An 18,632-nucleotide genomic window follows, 5' to 3' on the forward strand; every position below is an offset into this window, starting at 1 on the left:
CCCGTGCGCCTTCCCGCGGACCTGCGGACGCTGGACCATGCCGTGCTGCCCGGCCTGGGCGAGCGGCATCCGTGGGTTGACCCCGTGCACGACTGGCTCACCGACTCGCTGCTGCTGCTCAGCGAGCCGCTGGAGCCGGAGAGCGTGAAGGGGCTGAAGGGATACCGCACGCAGCGGCAGGGCGACGCGCGCTTCGGCGAGGCGAGGCTGGCGCTTCCGCTGCGCGCGGAGTTCTTCCGCTGGTTCTCGCCAGACGACGTGGACCGGATGCTGGCGGTGGATGTGCTGCCGAGCGGGTCGGTGACGGTCTCCCTGACGCTGGACGTGGGGCCGGAAGACGGCGGGGAGCGCGTGGTGGTGCGCCGCACGTACGACGAGGGACACGTGCGCCGTGAGGCGGGGCCGGGCCTGGCGATATGGCCCTCGTTCCAGCACGACCGGTGGAAGGACTACGTGCTGTTCCGCACCGACAGCACCACGCTGCTGGCCGAGAACATGACGGTCGAGGCGTTCGCCGGCGGCCGGCAGATCGCGGCCGAGCGCGTACGCCGCACCCCGCTGGTGGAGGCCGTCGCGCTCTCCACCGCGCCCGAGGTGCTGGAGATCCGCAGCACCGTGGCCGGGCCCGGCCGCGTGGAGCCGCTGGGCGTGGTGCTGCCGCGCTTCGTGGGCACCGACTCGGCCACGCAGACGCGGTGGGAGGTGGGGGTGGACTTCGGCACCTCCAACACCGTCATCAGCATCCGCGAGAACGAGCAGCCCGCCGCGCGCCTCTTCGGCTCGGAAGACCTGATGCTGCCGCTCACGCACACAGGCCCCGGCACGGCGGACCTGATGTCCGCGTACTTCTTTCCCGCGTCCATCCCCGAGCGGCCGTTCGGCACCGCGGTGGTGCACATGAAGAACCTGCCGCGGCTGGACGTGGAGGCCGAGAAGCTGGGCCTGCGCGTGACGGTGCCGTTCTCCGGCTACGTGGACAGCTACGAGACCAACAAGGTGGCGGGCGACCTCAAGTGGTCGCGCCAGAGCCACTCGTACTTCCTCTCCGCGTCGTTCCTGCGCCACGTCGTCGCCACCGTCCTGGGCGAGGCCGTTCAGCACGGCGTGGACCCGGCGCACGTCACCTTCCGCTGGGCGTACCCGCGCGCCTTTTCCACATCTCAGGTCAACCAGCTCCGCAAGCAGTGGCAGCACGTGATGGCCACCTTCGCGCACCTGGGCCTGGCCGAGGGCGCGCTGCGCGAGGAGCTGGACGAGAGCACCAGCGCGCTGCGGCACTTCTTCAACGCAGGCCAGGTGGGCGTCGCCGGCGACATGCAGGCGATCCTGGACATCGGCGGCGGCACGTCGGACCTGGCGGTGTACGGGCGCAACAAGGTGCTGGTGCTGGACTCGGTGATCCTGGGCGGGCGCAACCTGACCGGCCGCCGCCAGCAGGCCGCCTCGCAGGAGATGCTGGGGAACCCGTTCGTGGACGCCTTTTTCCGCTGGGCGTGCGAGCACGACCTGCCGCAGCAGGCCCGCGGTGTGGTGGAGACGTACCTGCGCGACGGCGAGGTGCACCTGGCGTTCAGCTACCTGGTGGGCACCGCGTGGTTTCAGCAGGGACGCGCGGCGCTGTTCCACGCCGACGCCGCGTTCCACGGCTTCCAGGGCATCATCTTCTACTTCTTCGGCGCGCTCTTCTACTACGTGGGCCTCACCTTCCGCGCGCTGGCGCCCGAAGGGGCGCCGGTGGAGCTGCCGCAGCGCGTCGTCCTCGCGGGCAACGGCAGCCGCTACATCGACTGGCTCACCGACCTCGTCCCGTCGCACGGCCCCGACGTGTTCAAGCGGGCGCTGGCCGCGCTGGCCGTGGCGGGAGCGGGCCCGGGCGCCGTTGCGTCCCGGCCGCCGCACGTAGAGCGCAGCGACAAGCCCAAGGAGGAGGTCGCGCGCGGACTGGTGGCGCTGGTGCAGACGTCGCAGCTCAGTGACACGGGCGCTGCCCTCACCCCCGTGATCGGCGAGCGGCTGGTGACGGGGAACGGGGCGGGAGACGCGGAGCGGCGCCTGGACGTCACCTCGCGCTTCGACGCGGGCGAGGTGGTGGACCAGGCGTGGGCGGCGGGGATGCGGTGGGAAGACGGGGAGATGGAGATCGAGCGCTTCCACGCCGCGCTGCTCGGCGCGGTCGGCGGCGTCGGGTCCTACGGCGAGCAGTGGGCGCGCACCGGGGCCCGCTACCGCTCCTTCTTCCAGACCCTCGACCGCCGCGACCTGCAGGAGGAGACGCGGCGCCGGCTGGAGTATCAGACAGGGCTGGAGAGCGGCTTCCGCGGCTCCATCTTCCTGCTCGAAGCCACGGCGGTGCTGGACCTCATGCGTGACGCCTTCTTCCGGAGGTAGGCCGTGGATCTCATGATGCGCTGGCTGCCGCTGGCCGTCTCGCTCGTGGCCGCGCTCGTCGCCGGCATGGCGTTCCGCACCGCGTCGGACGCCCGGTCGCGCGTGGACCGCATGCGGTCGGACGAGAAACGCGCGTCCCCGCAGCCCCGCCAGGTGGTGGACGGCAGCGTCGTCTCCCGCGGAGAGCACGACCAGCTGATGAAGCGAGTCCTCGATCTCTCCGCCGAACTGCGCGACTTGCGGGAATCGGTGGAGGCGACAGATGCGCCCGAGCCCGTCTCCGCCACTTCCCCTCGTACGGCCGACACGGACGGTGGATACCGGCGGACCGAGCCGGCGTATTCCCCGCCTCCGCCCAATGGCCAGCCGGTAGAGCTGTACGACGGTGGCGTGGTGCCCTCGCGGTCGCTGACGCCCGTAGCCACGCTGGTGGAGCAGGGATCGGGGCGCGCGCTGCTGTACCTGAACGAGCAGGTGGAGATCGATCACATGGCGCTGGAAAAATGGTCGGAGTTCTTCGATTTCGGCGGTGGCGGGGCGTATGCCCGCTACCGCACCGACAAGCCCGCTGTCCTCCAGTGGGACAAGGGCAGCAGCCGGGGCACCCTCGTGGAGCGCGGCACCGCACGTAACCTCTGATGTCCAGCATGACACCCTCCGCCACACCAGACGGCCCCTCGCTCGAGCCCGAGAACCTTCCCGAAGTGCCGCTCGTGGGCGGCGCTCCCCCTCCGCCTCTGGAGATGATCCGGCCGCCGGAGGCCGGGCACCTGCTCGCCCGCCGCTGGTGGATCGCGGGGATCGCGTTCTACGCCGCGTTCGTGGTCGTGTTCGTCTACAGCCTCCTCGGCGCGCCCGGCTCCTCGCTGCTCCAGCTCTTCGGGCTCGGCGAGGCGCGGAACCCGGCGGTCGCTGTGCTGGTGCTGGGCGGCATCGCACTATTCGTTGCTGCGGAGCGGTTCGCGAGTAAGGATATTCGAGCTATCGCGGACGAAGAGGAGGACATTAACTGGGTACTGAAGTACAAGCGGGAAGGGCTTCCACTCGTCTTCATGGACAAGGGCCGTCGTGAGGAGATGTACGACGCGAAGATCCGCTCGCTCCAGACCGATGCAACCACACGCGTCGAGACGCTGGTGGACGACCGGGTGCGCCGCATGTACGACGCGCATCTGGGCACGGGCTCCGCCCAGATCTCCACCGAGGACCTGCGCGGCATCGCCGAGAAGCGGACGGCGCGCTTCGGCAGCTTCACGCGCTACGCGTCATCGCTCCTGCTCCTCCTGGCCGTCCTCGGCACATTTGCTGGCGTGAAGACCGCGCTGCCCAGTTTGATTCAGGCCGTCTCAGCCTCTGGCGGAGATGGCGTGCAGACCGCCCTTGTGAAGCCGCTGCAGGCGGTTGCGGACGCATTCGGCGGCAATGCGCTGGCGCTCGTCGGCGCAATCGCCGCGGGGCTGATGGCGCAGGGGCTGGCCGTGGGCCGCCGCAACCTGCTGGAGCGCCTTGAGCTGGTCTCGGCCGAGTACATCTACGACAACCGCCGCACGCAATCCGCCGATCCTCTGCGGGCGGCGGTCGAGGCGCTCACCGAGAGCGCGGAGGAGATCCGGGAGGCGAGCCGCTCGTTCGGGGGAATCGAAGGGGCGCTGCAGGTGCTGGGCGACGACTTCCGTTCGGCGCTCGTGGAGTTGAAGGAGCGGCTCGTGGTGGTGGTGGAGCAGCAGGACCGCAACCACCAGGAGGATACGGCTCGCGGCCTCCAATCCATGCAGCAGCAGTTGGCAGAGCTGCGCCGGGCGGTGGATGCGAACAGCCGCGTCTACCAGGGCCTGGTGGATAGCGTGGGCGCCCGCGCCGCCGAGACCCGCGAGTCGGTGGCGGAGATGCGCGACGCCACCGGCCAGCTCACCCGCGGGCTGGAGGCGGTGCTGCGCCTCGGCGAGTCGTCCGAGCGCGCCTCGCGGCAGATCGACGAGGCGCTGGCGGGAGTGGCCTCGGTCGCCGAGCAGGTTCGCGAGCAGGGCGGGGCGCTGGCGGACGTGGTGGGCGGCCTCACCCCCGCGCTGCTGGGCGTGGGGGAGACGGTGCGCACGGCCAGCGAACGCATCGGCAGCATCGACGAGCGGGCGGCGAAGGCGTGGACCGAGGCATCGCTCCAGATCACCCGGCAGATTGCGGAGCTGCCCCGAGCCTCGGCGGCGGACCGCTATCCGGCGTCCGGTCCCGCCACATCTTCCTCCCCCACCGTCTCCGGAGTGGGGCCCGACGGCGTCGCGCTGCTCCGGCGCATCGCATCGGCGGCGGAGGCGAACTCGCAGCGGCTCACGGCGCGCACGCTGGTACTGCTGCCCATGGCCGGCGTGACGGGCGCGGCGCTGCTGCTGTACGGCATCTACCGCCTGGCCCTGCGCTTCGGGCTGACCTGAGATGGCGATGCACGACGAGCTGACGGGCGAGGAGGGCTCCGGCCCCTGGCCCGCCTTCGCCGACCTCCTGGCCGCCACGACGCTGCTCTTCCTGGTCCTCTTCGCCGCCGTGGCGGTGCCCGCCATCCAACGCGCCGGGGCGGCCGACGCGAGAGAGAACACGCTGAAGAAGCTGGAGGTCGCCATCCGCGGGGCCGACACCGACAGCCGGGTCAGCGTGCGGCGCGTGGGCGACTACCTGCTGGTGCGCATCGAGGGCGACGCCACCTTCCCGGTCGACCGCTTCGAGCTGGCGAAGCTCAAGCCCGAGGGCAAGGTCATCCTCCGCTCGTTCGGCGGGTTCCTCCGCAGGCCCGAAGTGCTGCCCAACATCGACCAGGTGCAGGTGGTGGGGCACACCAGCAGCGAGGGCTCGCCGGAGCGCAACTGGATCCTCTCGGCCTCGCGCGCGGCCACCGTGTCGCTCTTCCTCATCGACAGCGTGGGTATCCCTGCGTGCCAGGTCTCGGCGCTGGGGCGCAGCCGGTACTACCCGGTGAACCCCGCCGCCGCCGCGTCCGGGCACGTGGACGAGGCCGACCGCCGCATCGAGCTGGAGATCCGCCCCGTCATACCGTCAGACACCGTGCAGCAGGCCCGCCGGAAGAGTTGCGTGGAACGCCGCGGATGAGCGGCTGGCCCACGCCCATCGCGGACGGGGCGCTGCGCAACCCCGTGGGCATCCCCCCCAACGTGGACCAGTGGCTGCGCGGGATCGAGATGCGCGCGCGGTCCATGCACGCGCGCCTGGAGCAGGCTTGCGCCGCCAGCCAGCCCCTCCCCGCCCTGCGCTCGGCCTTCGACGAGCTCTCGCTCTTCCTGGGCGAAGACGCCGCGAGCCCCTTCCGGCGCCTGCTCCGCCGCCCCCTGGCGCGCCTGGCGCTGCACCTGCCGGCGTCCCGGGCGTTCGACGCTTACGTCCGGCGCATGTTCGAGCGGGGGAATGGAGCGATCGAGCTACAGGCCGCGGCCGAGGCGTTCCGGCGCGAGATGGAGGGTGTCGCCCACCGCTACTCCCGCCTGCCCTACTTCACCGCCACCTGGCTGGCCGAGGCCCGCGTGACGGCCACCGAATTGGAACGGGCGCAGCGGGTGGAGAACGTGGAGTCGCTGCGGCGGCGGATGGCGCGCGTCGTACGCCGGCTGGAGGAGTTGGAGCGCTACCTTCCGCCCACCGGCGCGTTCCCGTCTCCGTCGTCCGATACCGCACGATCCGGCATCCCGCCTTCCGACACCACGTCGTTCGATACCGCACCATCCGGCATCGTAGAATCGTCGGACGTCGCTCAGCCGTTAACCGAGCCGACGGTGCCGGAGCTGCGCGCGGCGCTGGCGCTGCGGCTGGAGCGGCGGGCTGCAGCTCGTCCGCCGGAGGACACCGCGGACACGTTGCGGGCCGCGGGGGCGCTGCACGTGGCCGCGCTGGGCAGCGCCGGTGGATGGGCGTCGCCGGCGCGCGAGTCGCGGCACGTGGTGGCCGAGCGCCTGGCGCTGGAGGCGATGCGGCCGGGCGAGTCGCTGGCGCCGGAGGGCGAGGATGTGGACCTGTGGGGAGGGCTGCTGGGCTCCGCCACGGCCGCGCTCTACGGCCAGCCGGGCGAAGGATGGCAGGCGCAGCTCCCGGTGGACCGCGGCGCGGAGGATGACAGCGACGTGGATGGGACGCGGACCATCCTGTACGCGGTTCCCATCGACGACACGTTCGTCTGCCTCACGCCAGCGCACCCGGCGCCCGTGCGCGTGCATGCCCGCCGCGCCCGCGTGGGCGACGTGGTGGACTGCCGCATCTTCGCGGAGGACGCCGAGACCGAGCTGTCGCGGGCGCTCGCGGTCGACCCGCTCTTCGACGGCATCGCGCCGGATGCGGCAGGGTGGTACGTGACCGGGACGGAAGCCCGTGTCCGGGTGTTCGCGGGCGAGGGCGGCGACTGGTTCGGGCGCGTGGAGCGGAAGGGCGCGGCTAAGCTGCTCGCCACCCCGGGCTGGCAGCCGGCGGTGGACGAGCCGGGCGCGCTACGGGTCGTGGCCGGCTCCCGCCCGGGCCCGGAGCCCCTCGCCGTGGGCGGCGACGCGCGCGAGCCCGTGACGTTCCTGGGCACGGTCTCGCGCGAGGTGCGCACTCCGTTCGCCGAGCATCCGTGGGGCTGGCTGAAGACCCCCGTCTCGCCCGGCGGGCTCGACGCCGAGCGCGACCTCTTCCATGCGCTGGCGCCTGTCCGCCCGGGCATGGCGCTGCGGCTGCTGGGCACCGCGCGCACGCGGCCGCAGGACGGCGAGGGCTTCCTCTACGCGCGGCCGTTCGCCTTCCGGCTCGGCGATTCGCCTCCGCTGCGGAGTTGGATGGACGGCGCTGCCCGGTACGCATTCGTGCGAGCGGTCGCCCGCGCGGCCGCCGGGGTGCACGAGGCCGGCTTCGCGCTGGGGGTCTACCACCCGGACGCCTTCGCGTTCGGCGTGGAGTGGGATACGGAAGAACGCGGGTTCCGCCCCTCCGCCGTGGTGGTCGAAGCCCCGTGCGCGCGCCGCTTCGGCGAGCGCTTCTCGCCGCCCGCGGACGCCCTGGCCACCTCGCTCGAGTTCCCGCGGCTGCGCTTCCGCGGCGTCGCGCCCGTGATCCGCGTGGGCGACACCGCTAACCCCGAGACCGACGCGATGAGCTTCGGGCTGATGGTGCTGGAGCTGCTCGCCACGCGGCCTCTCCCCGTGCAGGGCTGGCTCCCGTGGGACCGCATCCCGCAGGTGGTGGCGGCGCACGGCTCCTGCTTCACGCGCCCGGCGCTCGCCACGAAGGTCGCCGCCTGCCTGGAATCCGTAGCGCACTCCGCGCAGCTCCTCTCCTTCATGCGCAGCCTCACCGAGAAGTAGCTCCATGGCCCGTGGCGGCGGTGTTATCTTGAGACGCGCCCCCGGTGGCCCGCTCCGTGCCGGAGGTTTTCGTCCGCATCCTCGCCGACGCCGACGCTCATGAATCAGACCATGCTCCAGCAGCGCCTGAACGTGGACCCTGACGTGATTGCGGAATTCTGCCGCAAGCACCACATCTCCCGTCTCGCGTTCTTCGGCTCGGTGCTCCGGGACGACTTCAACCCGGAGAGCGATATCGATGTCCTGGTGGACTTCGAGCCCGGCCACATTCCTGGCATGATGGCAATCATTGGGATGGAACTGGAGTTCTCCGAGTTCATGAACGGAAGGAAGGTCGACCTGAGAACTGCGAAGGACCTCAGCCGGTACTTCCGCGCAGAGGTGGTCGCCACTGCGGACGTGTGGTATGACGCTGCCTGATTCGGTGAGGCTGCGGCACATGCTGGAGGCGGCTGACGAGGCGGTCGGTTTTACCGGAGGCCGCACACGCCACGCGTTGGAGCACGACCGGGCGCTTGCTTTGGTGCTCGTGAAGCTGATCGAAATTGTGGGAGAAGCTGCATCGAGGGTATCCGAGCAAGGGCGGTCGGCCGCTTCGCATCTCCCGTGGCCGTTGATGACAGGCATCCGGAACCGGCTTGTGCACGCCTACTACGACATCGACCTGGACATCGTGTGGACGACGGTAACAGTCGAGTTTCCCCAACTCTGCACCCAACTGGAAGCCATCCTCGACGCACCAGCGGGCGGCGCACACACGGAAGCCGACTGATGCCGATCGCGACGATCAACCCCGCGACGGGGGAGACGCTGGAGACGTTCGAGGCGCTGGGCGAGGCGGAGGTGGACGCCAGGCTCACCCGCGCCGAAGAGGCGTTCCGGCAGCACAGCCGCACGTCTTTCGCGGAGCGGGCGGCGAAGATGACGCGCGCGGCGGAGATCCTCGAGGGCGAGAAGGACGCGCTGGGCCGGATGATGACGACGGAGATGGGAAAGACGCTCGCGGCCGCCGTCGCCGAGGTGGAGAAGTGCGCCACCACCTGCCGCTTCTATGCCCAGAACGCCGAGCGCTTCCTGGCCGACGAGGAGCTGGAGACGGACGCCGTCCGCAGCTTCGTCGCGTACCTGCCGCTGGGTCCGGTGCTGGCGGTGATGCCGTGGAACTTCCCGCTCTGGCAGGTCTTCCGCTTCGCCGCGCCCGCGCTGATGGCCGGCAACGTGGGTGTCCTGAAGCATGCGAGCAACGTCCCGCGCTGCGCCCTGGCCATCGAGGTTGTGTTCCGCCGGGCAGGGTTCGCGGCGGGCGCGTTCCAGACGCTGCTGGTGGGCTCGGACGCGGTGGGGCGCATCATCGACGACCCGCGCATCCGGGCGGCGACCCTCACGGGCAGCACGCCGGCGGGCAGCAGCGTGGCCGAGCGAGCGGGCAAGCGGCTGAAGAAGACGGTGCTGGAGCTGGGCGGCAGCGATCCGTTCATCGTCATGCCCAGCGCGGACCTGGAAGCGGCGGCGAAGACCGCGGTCAAGGCGCGCACCATCAACAACGGCCAGTCGTGCATCGCCGCCAAGCGCTTCATCGTGCACGAAGCCGTGGCGGACGAGTTCGAGCGGCTGTTCGTGCGGGAGATGGAGGCGCTCACGGTGGGCGACCCGATGCTGGAGTCCACGGCCGTGGGGCCCCTGGCGACGGCCAGCATCCGCGACGAGGTGGAGGAGCAGGTGGCGAGGTCGGTACGCATGGGCGCGCGCGTCCTCACCGGCGGCGAGCGCGTACCCGGGCCCGGCTTCTTCTACCGTCCCACCATCCTCACCGACATCCCGGAAGCGTCGCCCGCGTACCGCGAGGAGGTGTTCGGGCCGGTGGCGCTGCTCTTCCGCGTGCCAGACGTGGACGCCGCGATCCGCCAGGCGAATGACTCGCAGTTCGGCCTGGGCAGCAGCGTGTGGACGAACGACGAGGCCGAGCGCGAGCGCTTCGTCCGCGAGATCGAGGCGGGGATGACGTTCGTGAACGCGATGGTCGCTTCGGACCCGCGGCTGCCGTTCGGCGGCGTGAAGGAGTCCGGCTACGGGCGCGAACTGGGCACCTTCGGCATCCGAGAGTTCGTAAACGTCAAGTCGGTGTGGATCGACCAGCCGAAAAACACGGCGGGCGCCGCGGCGGAGTAGCACACGAGGAGCGCGCGGGCGATCCGCCAGATGGACGGCGGATGGGAGATGCGGAAGGGGGAAGCGGCCGGCGTGGCGCTTCCCCCTTCGATACGTATACCGGCCTGGCTGGGTCAGCCGTCGTAGCGCGGACAGCTCGTGCTCACCGGGCAGGCGTACACGTACGTCTGCTTCGGGCAGCACGACGTGGGCGAGGCCGAGACCATCTGCCCCTGCACGGTTCCGAGCTCCGCGCGGGTCTCCACGCTCGTCTCGAACGACTCCACGGCCAGGGCGTCCAGCTTCAGCTTGCGCATGATGCTCCTCGTGATCGGGAACGGTGCGGCAGGGACGCAGCACCTTGCGGTTGAAGGTAAAACACACCCGCAGATCATGCAAGTGTAGACTGGAAATGGGTTTAGCTGCCACAATCGGGTGTTGCAGATCGGAAAACACGTGGCGTTCAGGCTGAAGCTGCATCATCAGCGTTCTCAATGGCGCTCACCGCGATGACGCATTCGGCTTCGTATCTCCGTAGATGCGAACCTCGCGAATGACGGGGCACGCTGAGGCCGGGATCGATTTACGGCGCCTCGCTCGATGCGGGCGTCTCGCGCCCCAGGGAGTGACCGCGGAGCTCGGCGCGAAGGGATGAACGGAGGAGGGGGAGATGCACGCGGCGTCTCCCCCTTTTCCGTATCCAGCTTGCTGCGTCACCTCGCCGTCACGGCGTGCACGGCACGCTGGGCGGGCATGCGAAGACGAGCGACCGGTTGGAGCAGCAGTACGTGGGGGCGAAGGTCAACGCCTGGGCCTGCACGGTGCCTTTGCCATCGGCCATCATCGCCGCGGTGGTCTCGAACGAATCGACCGTCAGGTTCTCCAGCTTCAGCTTGCGCATGATGCTTTCCTTGTCGTCGGGGAGGGGGGCGCAGGAGGAGTACGACCGGTGAACGTAAATCCACCGGATCGTGATGTCGAGGCCCAAGATGCGCGCGTCGGGACGATCAACGGAAGCGGCGGTGACGGAGAGGACGCCTGCGGAGTGCCGCACGAGCGAGGCGTCGCGTGGGTTTTACGGAGTGCCGCATCTTCCAATCGTGTGGAGCGGAAGGTCGTCGGTCGACCCTAGCGCGTGGCGCGGCAAGGGGATAGCGTGCCTGTCACACGTCGTTCCGCCCACCCCCGATCTCCAGGCTGACTGCCATGATCCGCTCCCGTTCGCTCGCCGCGGCGCTCGCGCTGCTCGCCACCGCAGGTGCCGCCCACGCGCAGGCGTCCCCGTACCACGTGATCTCGCGCGTGCGGCTGGGCGGCGAGGGCGGGTGGGACTACGTGACGGCCGACGCCGACGCGCACCGGCTGTACCTGTCGCGCGGCTCGCACGTGATGGTAGTGAGCACGGACAACGACAGCGTGGTGGGCGACATCCCCGGCACCACGGGCGTGCACGGCATCGCGCTGGCGCCGGCGCTGGGCCGCGGCTTCACCAGCAACGGCCGCGACTCCAGCGTCACCATCTTCGACCTGAAGACGCTGGCGGTCGTGGGCTCGGTGCACGGCACGGGGCGCAACCCGGACGCGATCGCGTACGACTCCGTGTCCGGCCGCGTGTTCGCCTTCAACGCGGGCGGCACGACGGCCACGGCCATCGACGCGGCGACGGGCGCCATCGCCGGCACGGTGGAGCTGGGCGGGCGGCCGGAGTTCGCCGTGGCGGACGGGCGCGGGCGGATGTTCGCCAACCTGGAGGACAAGAGCGCCATCGTCGCCTTCGACACGCGCACGCTGCGGGTGGCGGGCACGTACCCGCTTGCGCCGTGCGAGGAGCCGAGCGGCCTGGCGATGGACCGCGCGCACCGCCGCCTCTTCGCGGTGTGCGGCAACAAGTCGATGGCCGTGGTGGATGCGGACAACGGCCACCTCGTCGCCACGATCCCGATTGGCGACGGGCCGGATGCGGCGGCGTTCGACCCGGCCACGGGAGATGCGTTCAGCTCCAACGGCGAGGGCACGCTCACCGTCGTGCACGAGGCGTCGCCCTCCAGCTTCGCCGTAGTGCAGACGCTGCCCACGCAGCGCGGGGCGCGTACCATGGCGCTGGACCTGCGTACGCACCGCATCTACCTGGTCACGGCGGAGTTCGGCCCGCCGCCCGCGCCCACCGCCGAGCGCCCGCACCCGCGCCCCAGCGTCGTGCCCGGCAGCTTCACGCTCCTGGTCATCGGCCGCGACTGAGCAGGCCGGGAGGGTGATCGCGCCGCCGGAAGTCCCGCTTTTCGCAGCCGTGGATGCGCTGCCGGAGTTCGCGCTCTCGGCGGGTTCGCCGGTGGGCGCGGACTTCCTGCGGCGGGGCGTGGCGGACTTTCGCGCGGCGGCGGCGTACGTGCACGCGCTGCCGTACGGCCGCAACTCCGACCGGGCGGACCCCGCGTGCGTGCTGCGCGAGGGATGCGGAACGTGCAGCACCAAGCACGCGCTGCTGGCCCGGCTCGCGAGCGAGCATGGGCAGAGCATGGATCTCGCCGTCGGCGTGTACGAGATGACGGAGGCGAACACGCCCGGCGTCGGCGCGGTCCTCCACCGCCACGCGCTGCACGGCATCCCCGAGGCGCACTGCTACCTCGTCTCGCGCGGCGTGCGGGTGGACGTGACGCGCGCAGGCGCGGACGCGGCGGAGCCCATCGCCCGCTTCATCCACGAGGAGACGATCTCGCCGGAGCAGATCGGCGAGCACAAGCTGCGCATCCACCGCGAAACCATGCAGCGCTGGCTGGATTCGGGAGATGCGGGGCGCCCGATGGACCTCGCCACCGCCTGGCGCATCCGCGAGGATTGCATCGCCGCGTTATCCGAGGAAGGCTGATCGAAGCGGCAGCATCGGCGGACCGCGCGATCTGCGGTTCGGGAGATTATGCGGAATCCGGGTAGATCGACTTGCCTTCGCGGAGTTCTCGCCGAAGCGGTTCAGCCCATCGGGAGCAGCCCACGGAGGTGGGCTTCGCGCCATCGTAGCCCGCGGCTTTGGCCGCCAGGGCGATGCTGGCCGCACCGACTCTCCCGGACTTCGTGAGCATCGGCCGGCGGACCTCGCGTTCGCCGGCCGATGCGTTTCTCCAGATCAAGCGCGGAGTTCGTGTGCGGAATCGGTGCGCGACCGGAACGGCTGCGCGCGCGGAGAGGGCGGATGCGATGAATCGCACCCCTACGCGTCGCAGGTTCGATTGCGAGCGGCGGACCGAGTGTGCGCCGGTTCGCATCTCCCGAAAAACGGCGGGGACGCTTCCCTTTCGGAGGGTTCGCGGGTAAGATGATGGCGGCTCGAACGTCCGTCCGAACGACGGATGTGCCCCGATCTCGGCCCGACGGCCGGCGCCTCCCGCCGTGCATCTCCATCCCCACCTGCAGCACCATGCCCAAGAACCTGTCCAAGCTACTCTGGGCCGCCACCGCGCTGCTCGGCGCCGGCGCGCTCGCGCTGGTGGCCCTGCACCGCGGCGAGTCCATCAACGCCGCGTGGATCGTGGTGGCCGCCGTGTGCACCTACCTCACGGCGTACCGCTTCTACGCGCGCTTCCTGGCGAACCGCGTGTTCGGGCTGGACGACGCGCGCGCCACGCCGGCCGAGCGGCTGGACAACCACGTGGACTTCATCCCCACCAACAAGTGGGTCCTCTTCGGCCACCACTTCGCGGCGATCGCGGGGGCCGGGCCGCTGGTGGGGCCGGTGCTCGCCGCGCAGTTCGGCTACCTGCCCGGCACGCTGTGGCTGATCGTGGGCGTGGTGCTGGCGGGCGCGGTGCAGGACTTCGTGATCCTGTTCGCCTCCATGCGGCGCGACGGCAAGTCGCTGGGACAGATGGCGCGCGAGGAGATCGGCTCGGTGGCGGGCTACACGGCCATGGTGGCGGTGCTGGCGATCATGGTGATCCTGCTGGCGGTGCTCGCGCTGATCGTGGTCAACGCGCTGAAGCACTCGCCGTGGGGCATGTTCACCATCGCCTGCACGGTGCCCATCGCCCTGCTCATGGGGTGGTGGATGCACCGCTTCCGCCCGGGCAAGGTGGGCGAGGCGTCGGCCATCGGCGTGGTGCTGGTGCTCTCCGCAGTGGTAGCGGGGGGATGGGTGAACGCGTCGCCCGCGTGGGCCGCGTGGTTCACGGTGGATGGCACCACGCTGGTGTGGCTGCTCGCAGGCTACGGCTTCATCGCCTCCGTGCTCCCCGTCTGGGTGCTGCTCTGTCCGCGCGACTACCTGTCGACCTTCCTGAAGATCGGGACCATCCTGGCGCTGGCGGCGGGCATCCTGGTGTCGCTGCCGGTGATCCACATGCCGGCGCTCACGCGGTTCACCGACGGCACGGGGCCCGTCTTCTCCGGCAAGCTCTTCCCGTTCGCCTTCATCACCATCGCGTGCGGCGCCATCAGCGGCTTCCACGCGCTGGTCGCGTCGGGCACCACGCCCAAGATGCTGACCAAGGAGAGCCACGCGCGCTTCGTGGGCTACGGCGCCATGCTCATGGAGAGCTTCGTGGGCGTGATGGCGATGATCGCCGCGTCCATCCTGCAGCCGGGCGTGTACTTCGCCATCAACTCGCCGGCGGGCGTGGTGGGCCCCACGCTCGAGGCGGCCACGAAGACCATCGCCACGTGGGGCTTCGTGGTCTCGCCCGAGGACATGCGGGCGCTGGCCGCCAGCGTTGGCGAGCAGACGCTGCTGGCGCGCACGGGCGGGGCGCCGTCGCTGGCCGTGGGCATGTCGCAGATCTTCTCCGGCGTGTTCGGCGGGTCGATGACGGCCATCTGGTATCACTTCGCCATCATGTTCGAGGCGCTGTTCATCCTCACCACCATCGACACCGGCACGCGCGTGGGGCGCTTCATGCTCCAGGAGCTGATGGGCCACGCGTGGAAGCCGCTGGGGCGCACCAGCTGGTATCCCAGCATCGTGCTCAGCAGTGGGCTGGTGACGGCGGGGTGGGCGTACTTCCTGTACCAGGGCGTGGTGGACCCGCTGGGAGGCATCAACTCGCTGTGGCCGCTGTTCGGCATCTCCAACCAGCTCCTGGCGGCCGTCGCGCTCTGCGTAGGCACCACGGTGCTGGTGAAGATGGGCAAGGCGCGCTACTCGTGGACCACGCTGGGCCCGCTGGCGTGGATCGTCCTGGTGACGATGACGGCGGGATGGCAGAAGGTGTTCTCGGCAGATCCCAAGCTGGGCTTTCTCTCCCACGCCCGCACGGTGGCGGACAAGGTCGCGGCCGGCGCGCTGCCCGCGGGTGCGAAGACGGTGGGCGATGCGCAACGGATGATCTTCAACGACCGGCTGGACGCCGCGGTGGCCGCGGTGTTCATGGCGGTCACGCTGCTGGTGATCGCCGCGTCGGTGCGCGAGTGGCTGCTCGTGCTCTCCCGCCGCAAGCCCGCCGCCGTGCAGGAGACGCCGTACATCCCCAGCACGCTCGTGGCGGGAGATTGACGTCGGCCGTCGTGCAGCCTCCCGCGTCCCGGCCGGCGGAGAACGCGCCGGCGCGTCGGTCCGTCCGATGCGGAGCCCGCGCTCCCGCGGCGGATTCGGCGGTCCGACGATCTTCCTTCCGCGCCCCGCCCCGTCGCCCCGCGCCCGCCCGCCCGGCCCTGGCGGGCGGGCGAAGCGTCCTCGACTCTCTCGCTCCCGTCCACGCATGCCCGTCATCCGCATCGAGGTCTGGGTGGACGCGCCGCCCGAGCGGTGCTTCGACCTTTCGCGCAGCATCGACCTGCACGTGCACACCTCCGCCGCCACGGGCGAGACGGCGGTGGCGGGACGGACGAGCGGGCTGATCGGGCTGGGCGAGGAGGTGACGTGGCGGGCGCGGCACCTGGGCGTGTGGCAGCGCCTCACCACGCGCATCACCGAGCTGGACCGGCCGGCGAGGTTCCGCGACAGCATGGTGCGCGGCGCGTTCGCGCGCTTCGACCACGACCACTGGTTCGAGCCGAGCGGCGGCGGGACGCTGATGCGCGAGACGTTCGACTACGCCGCGCCTCTGGGTCCGCTGGGCCGCCTGGCGGAGCGGATCTTCCTCACCCGGTACATGCGCGCGTTCTTGACCGGCCGCGCCGCCACCATCAAGCGCGTCGCCGAATCGGAGGAGTGGCGCCGGTTCCTCGCCGAGTGACCGGCCCGTCCTTCAGAGGATGCTCCAAGGATCGGCGCGACGAGTACGGGCCGATGGCGAGGGTGTATACAAACGTTGTCAGCGCACGGGACTTCCGCTATGCTTCACCCGCGGTATACCCACCTTTCCATCGACATACCCCCACACGACCACCGATGAAGACCTCCATCGCCCTGCGGCGCGGCTGGGCCTGCCCGCTGCTCGTGCTGGCGTGCGCCTGCTCGGACCGTGACGCGATCCTGCCGTCACCGGCGGCGCAGCCCGGCTCTTCGCTCGTCCGCATCGAGTGCAGCGTGACGGTCGCCACGCGGCAGATGGCCTGCGCGCCCGCGCCGGCATCGGCCGGCGCCGTGGCCGCGCGCGGCAACAAGATCGTGGGCGGCCAGGAAACGTACGTGAAGCTCAGCAGCTCGGGCACGTCGTACGACTCGGGCACCGAGATCTTCCAGAGCAGCGTGACCGTGCAGAACCTGCTGCGGCAGGCCATGGGCACGCCGGACGGCAATACCGTCTCGGGCGTGTCGGTCTTCTTCAGCTCCGGACCCACGGTCACGTCGGGCTCGGGCATCGTGACGCTGGCGAACGCCGACGGCACCGGGATGTTCACGGGCGCGGCGCAGCCGTACTTCCGGTACGACCAGATCCTTTCGCCGTTCGAGATCTCGGCGGCGAAGACCTGGCAGTTCAACGTGCCCGGCACGGTGGGCACCTTCACCTTCAGCGTGTACGTCAGCGCTTCCCTGCTCGACGAGGGCGCGCCGCTGCTGGACAAGGTGTGGACGGGCACGGCGGGCACCGACTGGTTCGCCGCCGCCAACTGGAGTGACGGGCAGGTGCCGGACTCCACCAGCGCGGTGATGATCCCGGCGGACTCGCTGCTGGCCTCGCACAACATGCCGGTGCTCTCGGCAGACGCGCGGGTGCTGCACCTGCGCGTGGGCTTCGGCAGCACGCTGGCGCTGGCGGGCCACACCCTGCGCGCGGGCGGCAACGTGGACGCGCCGGGCGCCATCACCAGTGGAACCGTGCAGATGGACGGCGCCGGGGCGCTGACGCGCGGCAGCCTGAGCGCGCTGTCGGTCACCGGCGGCACCTCGCTGCAGGGCTCCACCACCGCCAGCGGCGCGGTCACCGTGACGGGCGCCCTGAACGTGAAGGACCAGGCGCTCAGCATCTCCATTCCCTGACGTCCATCCACAGACACCCATCGATACCCACATGAACCAGACGCTCCGCAAGGCCGCGCTCGCCGCGGCCTTGGTCCTGGCGGCTACCCCCGCCTCCGCGCAGACCCCGGATTCCGCCTTCGCCGTGAGCAAGAGCGGGGCGAGCCTGTTCCGTGTGAACGTGGACGCCGGCTCCTCCTTCGGCGGCACCTACGACAGCGACCCCTCGGGTACTGGAATTCCGGTGGAGGGCGCGGGAACGCGTATGATGTGGTATCCGCGGAAGGGCGCCTTCCGCGCCGGCGGCATCAGCGGCACGCAGTGGGACGCCGCCAACATCGGCTCGTACTCGGTGGCCGCGGGACAGGACGTGCGCGCCAGCGGCGACAACGCCACGGCGTTCGGCATCCGGGCCACGGCGGCCCAGGTCAGCAGCTTCGCGGTGGGCGAGGACGTCACGGCCAGCGGCGCCGCCTCGGTCGCCATGGGCTACCACGCGCACACGAACGCGCGGCAGGGCTCGTTCGTCTTCTCGGACCGCTCGTCGGTAGACACGCTGCGGGCGGGCGTGAACCACTCGGCCAACTGGCGGGTGAGCGGCGGGTTCCGGATCTTCACCAGCAGCAACCTGAGCACCGGCGTGACCCTCCAGTCCGGCGCCACCGTCAGCAACTGGGGCCAGGCGAGCGCGGTGATCAGCACCAGCACGGGTGCCTATCTCTCCACCAGCGGCGTGTGGACCAACAACTCCGACGTGCGCCGCAAGTACGCCTTCGAGCGGGTGGCGGGCGAAGACGTGCTGACCCGGCTGCGGTCCGTGCCCATCACCACCTGGAGCTACAAGGTGGACGATACCGGCGTCCGCCACCTGGGCCCCATGGCGCAGGACTTCCACCGTGCATTCGGGCTGGGCAACGACTCGGTGACGGTGAACTCGGTGGACGAGAGCGGTGTGGCGCTCGCCAGCATCCAGGCGCTCGACGCACGCTCTGCGACGCAGCAGCAGATCATCGCGGCGCAGCAGGCCCGCATCGACGCGCTAGAGCACGAGGCCGCCGCGCAGCGCGCCCGTGCGGACGACCTGGCCCGCCGCCTGGAGCGCATCGAGGCGGTGCTCGCCGCCCAGCCCGCGCCGGCCGCCAAGCCGTAGCCGGGACCGTCCTCACCGCGTCCTCGTCCGGAGGAACGGCCGGGCACGCGGGACAAGGAGAGGCCCGGCCGTCGCGAGACGCCGGGCTTCTTTCGTTTCGAGGGGGAGAACGATCGGGCCAATCGGGACGGATCACGGCACGGGCAGGTGGCCCCCTCCCCCAACCCCTCCCCCAAAACTGCCTGGGGGAGGGGAGCTTGCTCCACGGTGGGGTGGGTTCGTCGGGGTTCGAAGCTGGATAAGCTCAGTCGTTGCAAGTAGTTCTCCCCTCTCCCGCTTGCGGGGG

General features: G+C 70.7%; 16 protein-coding genes. 14 read left to right on the plus strand and 2 right to left on the minus strand.

Translation table 11 applies throughout. From position 1 onward, the window contains the following. The 8 genes from VFE05_21235 to VFE05_21270 all read left to right on the plus strand — a co-directional run. The coding region (locus VFE05_21235; protein ID HET6232613.1) for a cell division protein FtsA at nt 1-2,388 on the plus strand (2,388 nt) is incomplete at its 5' end. A 3-nt stretch (nt 2,389-2,391) separates the two neighbouring features. Continuing rightward, on the plus strand, nt 2,392-3,027 hold the full coding sequence (locus VFE05_21240; GenBank protein HET6232614.1) for a hypothetical protein: 636 nt from the start codon (nt 2,392-2,394) through the stop codon (nt 3,025-3,027). Then, entirely contained in the window at nt 3,027-4,817 is a 1,791-nt protein-coding gene (locus tag VFE05_21245; GenBank protein ID HET6232615.1) for a hypothetical protein, read from the plus strand. The genes VFE05_21240 and VFE05_21245 overlap by 1 nt, the downstream gene beginning before the upstream one ends. A gap of 7 nt (nt 4,818-4,824) precedes the next feature. Then, complete coding sequence (locus VFE05_21250; GenBank protein ID HET6232616.1) at nt 4,825-5,487, plus strand: OmpA family protein; 663 nt, start codon at nt 4,825-4,827, stop codon at nt 5,485-5,487. Next, on the plus strand, nt 5,484-7,721 hold the full coding sequence (locus VFE05_21255; protein HET6232617.1) for a hypothetical protein: 2,238 nt from the start codon (nt 5,484-5,486) through the stop codon (nt 7,719-7,721). The genes VFE05_21250 and VFE05_21255 overlap by 4 nt, the downstream gene beginning before the upstream one ends. 99 nt (nt 7,722-7,820) lie before the next feature. Continuing rightward, nucleotides 7,821-8,141: a nucleotidyltransferase family protein gene (locus VFE05_21260; GenBank protein ID HET6232618.1), complete on the plus strand. Its 321-nt coding sequence runs from the start codon at nt 7,821-7,823 to the stop codon at nt 8,139-8,141. Then, on the plus strand, nt 8,128-8,493 hold the full coding sequence (locus tag VFE05_21265) for a HepT-like ribonuclease domain-containing protein (protein ID HET6232619.1): 366 nt from the start codon (nt 8,128-8,130) through the stop codon (nt 8,491-8,493). The genes VFE05_21260 and VFE05_21265 overlap by 14 nt, the downstream gene beginning before the upstream one ends. After that, entirely contained in the window at nt 8,493-9,890 is a 1,398-nt protein-coding gene (locus VFE05_21270) for an NAD-dependent succinate-semialdehyde dehydrogenase (protein HET6232620.1), read from the plus strand. The genes VFE05_21265 and VFE05_21270 overlap by 1 nt, the downstream gene beginning before the upstream one ends. A gap of 113 nt (nt 9,891-10,003) precedes the next feature. On the opposite strand, the gene VFE05_21275 is transcribed toward VFE05_21270, so the two are convergent. Next, nucleotides 10,004-10,186 (minus strand): pinensin family lanthipeptide, encoded by a 183-nt coding sequence (locus VFE05_21275; protein ID HET6232621.1) that lies wholly within the window; start codon nt 10,184-10,186, stop codon nt 10,004-10,006. Between the two features lie 407 nt (nt 10,187-10,593). Then, nucleotides 10,594-10,770 (minus strand): hypothetical protein, encoded by a 177-nt coding sequence (locus VFE05_21280; protein ID HET6232622.1) that lies wholly within the window; start codon nt 10,768-10,770, stop codon nt 10,594-10,596. A 305-nt stretch (nt 10,771-11,075) separates the two neighbouring features. On the opposite strand from VFE05_21280, the gene VFE05_21285 reads away from it, so the two are divergent. The 6 genes from VFE05_21285 to VFE05_21310 all read left to right on the plus strand — a co-directional run bounded on the left by VFE05_21285 (nt 11,076) and on the right by VFE05_21310 (nt 18,346). After that, nucleotides 11,076-12,107: a hypothetical protein gene (locus VFE05_21285; protein HET6232623.1), complete on the plus strand. Its 1,032-nt coding sequence runs from the start codon at nt 11,076-11,078 to the stop codon at nt 12,105-12,107. 13 nt (nt 12,108-12,120) lie between these two features. Continuing rightward, nucleotides 12,121-12,735, plus strand: a complete 615-nt coding sequence (locus VFE05_21290; protein HET6232624.1) for a hypothetical protein — start codon at nt 12,121-12,123, stop codon at nt 12,733-12,735. Nucleotides 12,736-13,281: 546 nt separating this feature from the next. Beyond that, the gene (locus VFE05_21295; protein ID HET6232625.1) at nt 13,282-15,348 is read left to right on the plus strand and encodes a carbon starvation CstA family protein; all 2,067 of its coding nucleotides are present in this window, start codon (nt 13,282-13,284) and stop codon (nt 15,346-15,348) included. A gap of 205 nt (nt 15,349-15,553) precedes the next feature. Beyond that, nucleotides 15,554-16,030 (plus strand): SRPBCC family protein, encoded by a 477-nt coding sequence (locus VFE05_21300; GenBank protein ID HET6232626.1) that lies wholly within the window; start codon nt 15,554-15,556, stop codon nt 16,028-16,030. Nucleotides 16,031-16,185: 155 nt separating this feature from the next. Continuing rightward, on the plus strand, nt 16,186-17,217 hold the full coding sequence (locus VFE05_21305; GenBank protein ID HET6232627.1) for a hypothetical protein: 1,032 nt from the start codon (nt 16,186-16,188) through the stop codon (nt 17,215-17,217). Between the two features lie 31 nt (nt 17,218-17,248). Beyond that, nucleotides 17,249-18,346 carry a tail fiber domain-containing protein gene (locus VFE05_21310; protein HET6232628.1) on the plus strand — a complete coding sequence of 366 codons (1,098 nt, stop codon included), beginning with the start codon at nt 17,249-17,251 and terminating at the stop codon, nt 18,344-18,346. Nucleotides 18,347-18,632: the final 286 nt, after the last annotated feature.

This window comes from Longimicrobiaceae bacterium (assembly GCA_035696245.1).
In the GTDB taxonomy this organism is placed as follows: Bacteria; Gemmatimonadota; Gemmatimonadetes; order Longimicrobiales; family Longimicrobiaceae; genus DASRQW01.

Coding starts and splice junctions, on each gene's coding strand:
- VFE05_21245 (HET6232615.1), top strand. CDS start 3,027: ATGTCCAGCATGACACCCTCCGCCACACCAGACGGCCCCTCGCTCGAG.
- VFE05_21250 (HET6232616.1), top strand. CDS start 4,825: ATGCACGACGAGCTGACGGGCGAGGAGGGCTCCGGCCCCTGGCCCGCC.
- VFE05_21255 (HET6232617.1), top strand. CDS start 5,484: ATGAGCGGCTGGCCCACGCCCATCGCGGACGGGGCGCTGCGCAACCCC.
- VFE05_21260 (HET6232618.1), top strand. CDS start 7,821: ATGAATCAGACCATGCTCCAGCAGCGCCTGAACGTGGACCCTGACGTG.
- VFE05_21265 (HET6232619.1), top strand. CDS start 8,128: ATGACGCTGCCTGATTCGGTGAGGCTGCGGCACATGCTGGAGGCGGCT.
- VFE05_21270 (HET6232620.1), top strand. CDS start 8,493: ATGCCGATCGCGACGATCAACCCCGCGACGGGGGAGACGCTGGAGACG.
- VFE05_21275 (HET6232621.1), bottom strand. CDS start 10,186: ATGCGCAAGCTGAAGCTGGACGCCCTGGCCGTGGAGTCGTTCGAGACG.
- VFE05_21280 (HET6232622.1), bottom strand. CDS start 10,770: ATGCGCAAGCTGAAGCTGGAGAACCTGACGGTCGATTCGTTCGAGACC.
- VFE05_21285 (HET6232623.1), top strand. CDS start 11,076: ATGATCCGCTCCCGTTCGCTCGCCGCGGCGCTCGCGCTGCTCGCCACC.
- VFE05_21295 (HET6232625.1), top strand. CDS start 13,282: ATGCCCAAGAACCTGTCCAAGCTACTCTGGGCCGCCACCGCGCTGCTC.
- VFE05_21300 (HET6232626.1), top strand. CDS start 15,554: ATGCCCGTCATCCGCATCGAGGTCTGGGTGGACGCGCCGCCCGAGCGG.
- VFE05_21305 (HET6232627.1), top strand. CDS start 16,186: ATGAAGACCTCCATCGCCCTGCGGCGCGGCTGGGCCTGCCCGCTGCTC.
- VFE05_21310 (HET6232628.1), top strand. CDS start 17,249: ATGAACCAGACGCTCCGCAAGGCCGCGCTCGCCGCGGCCTTGGTCCTG.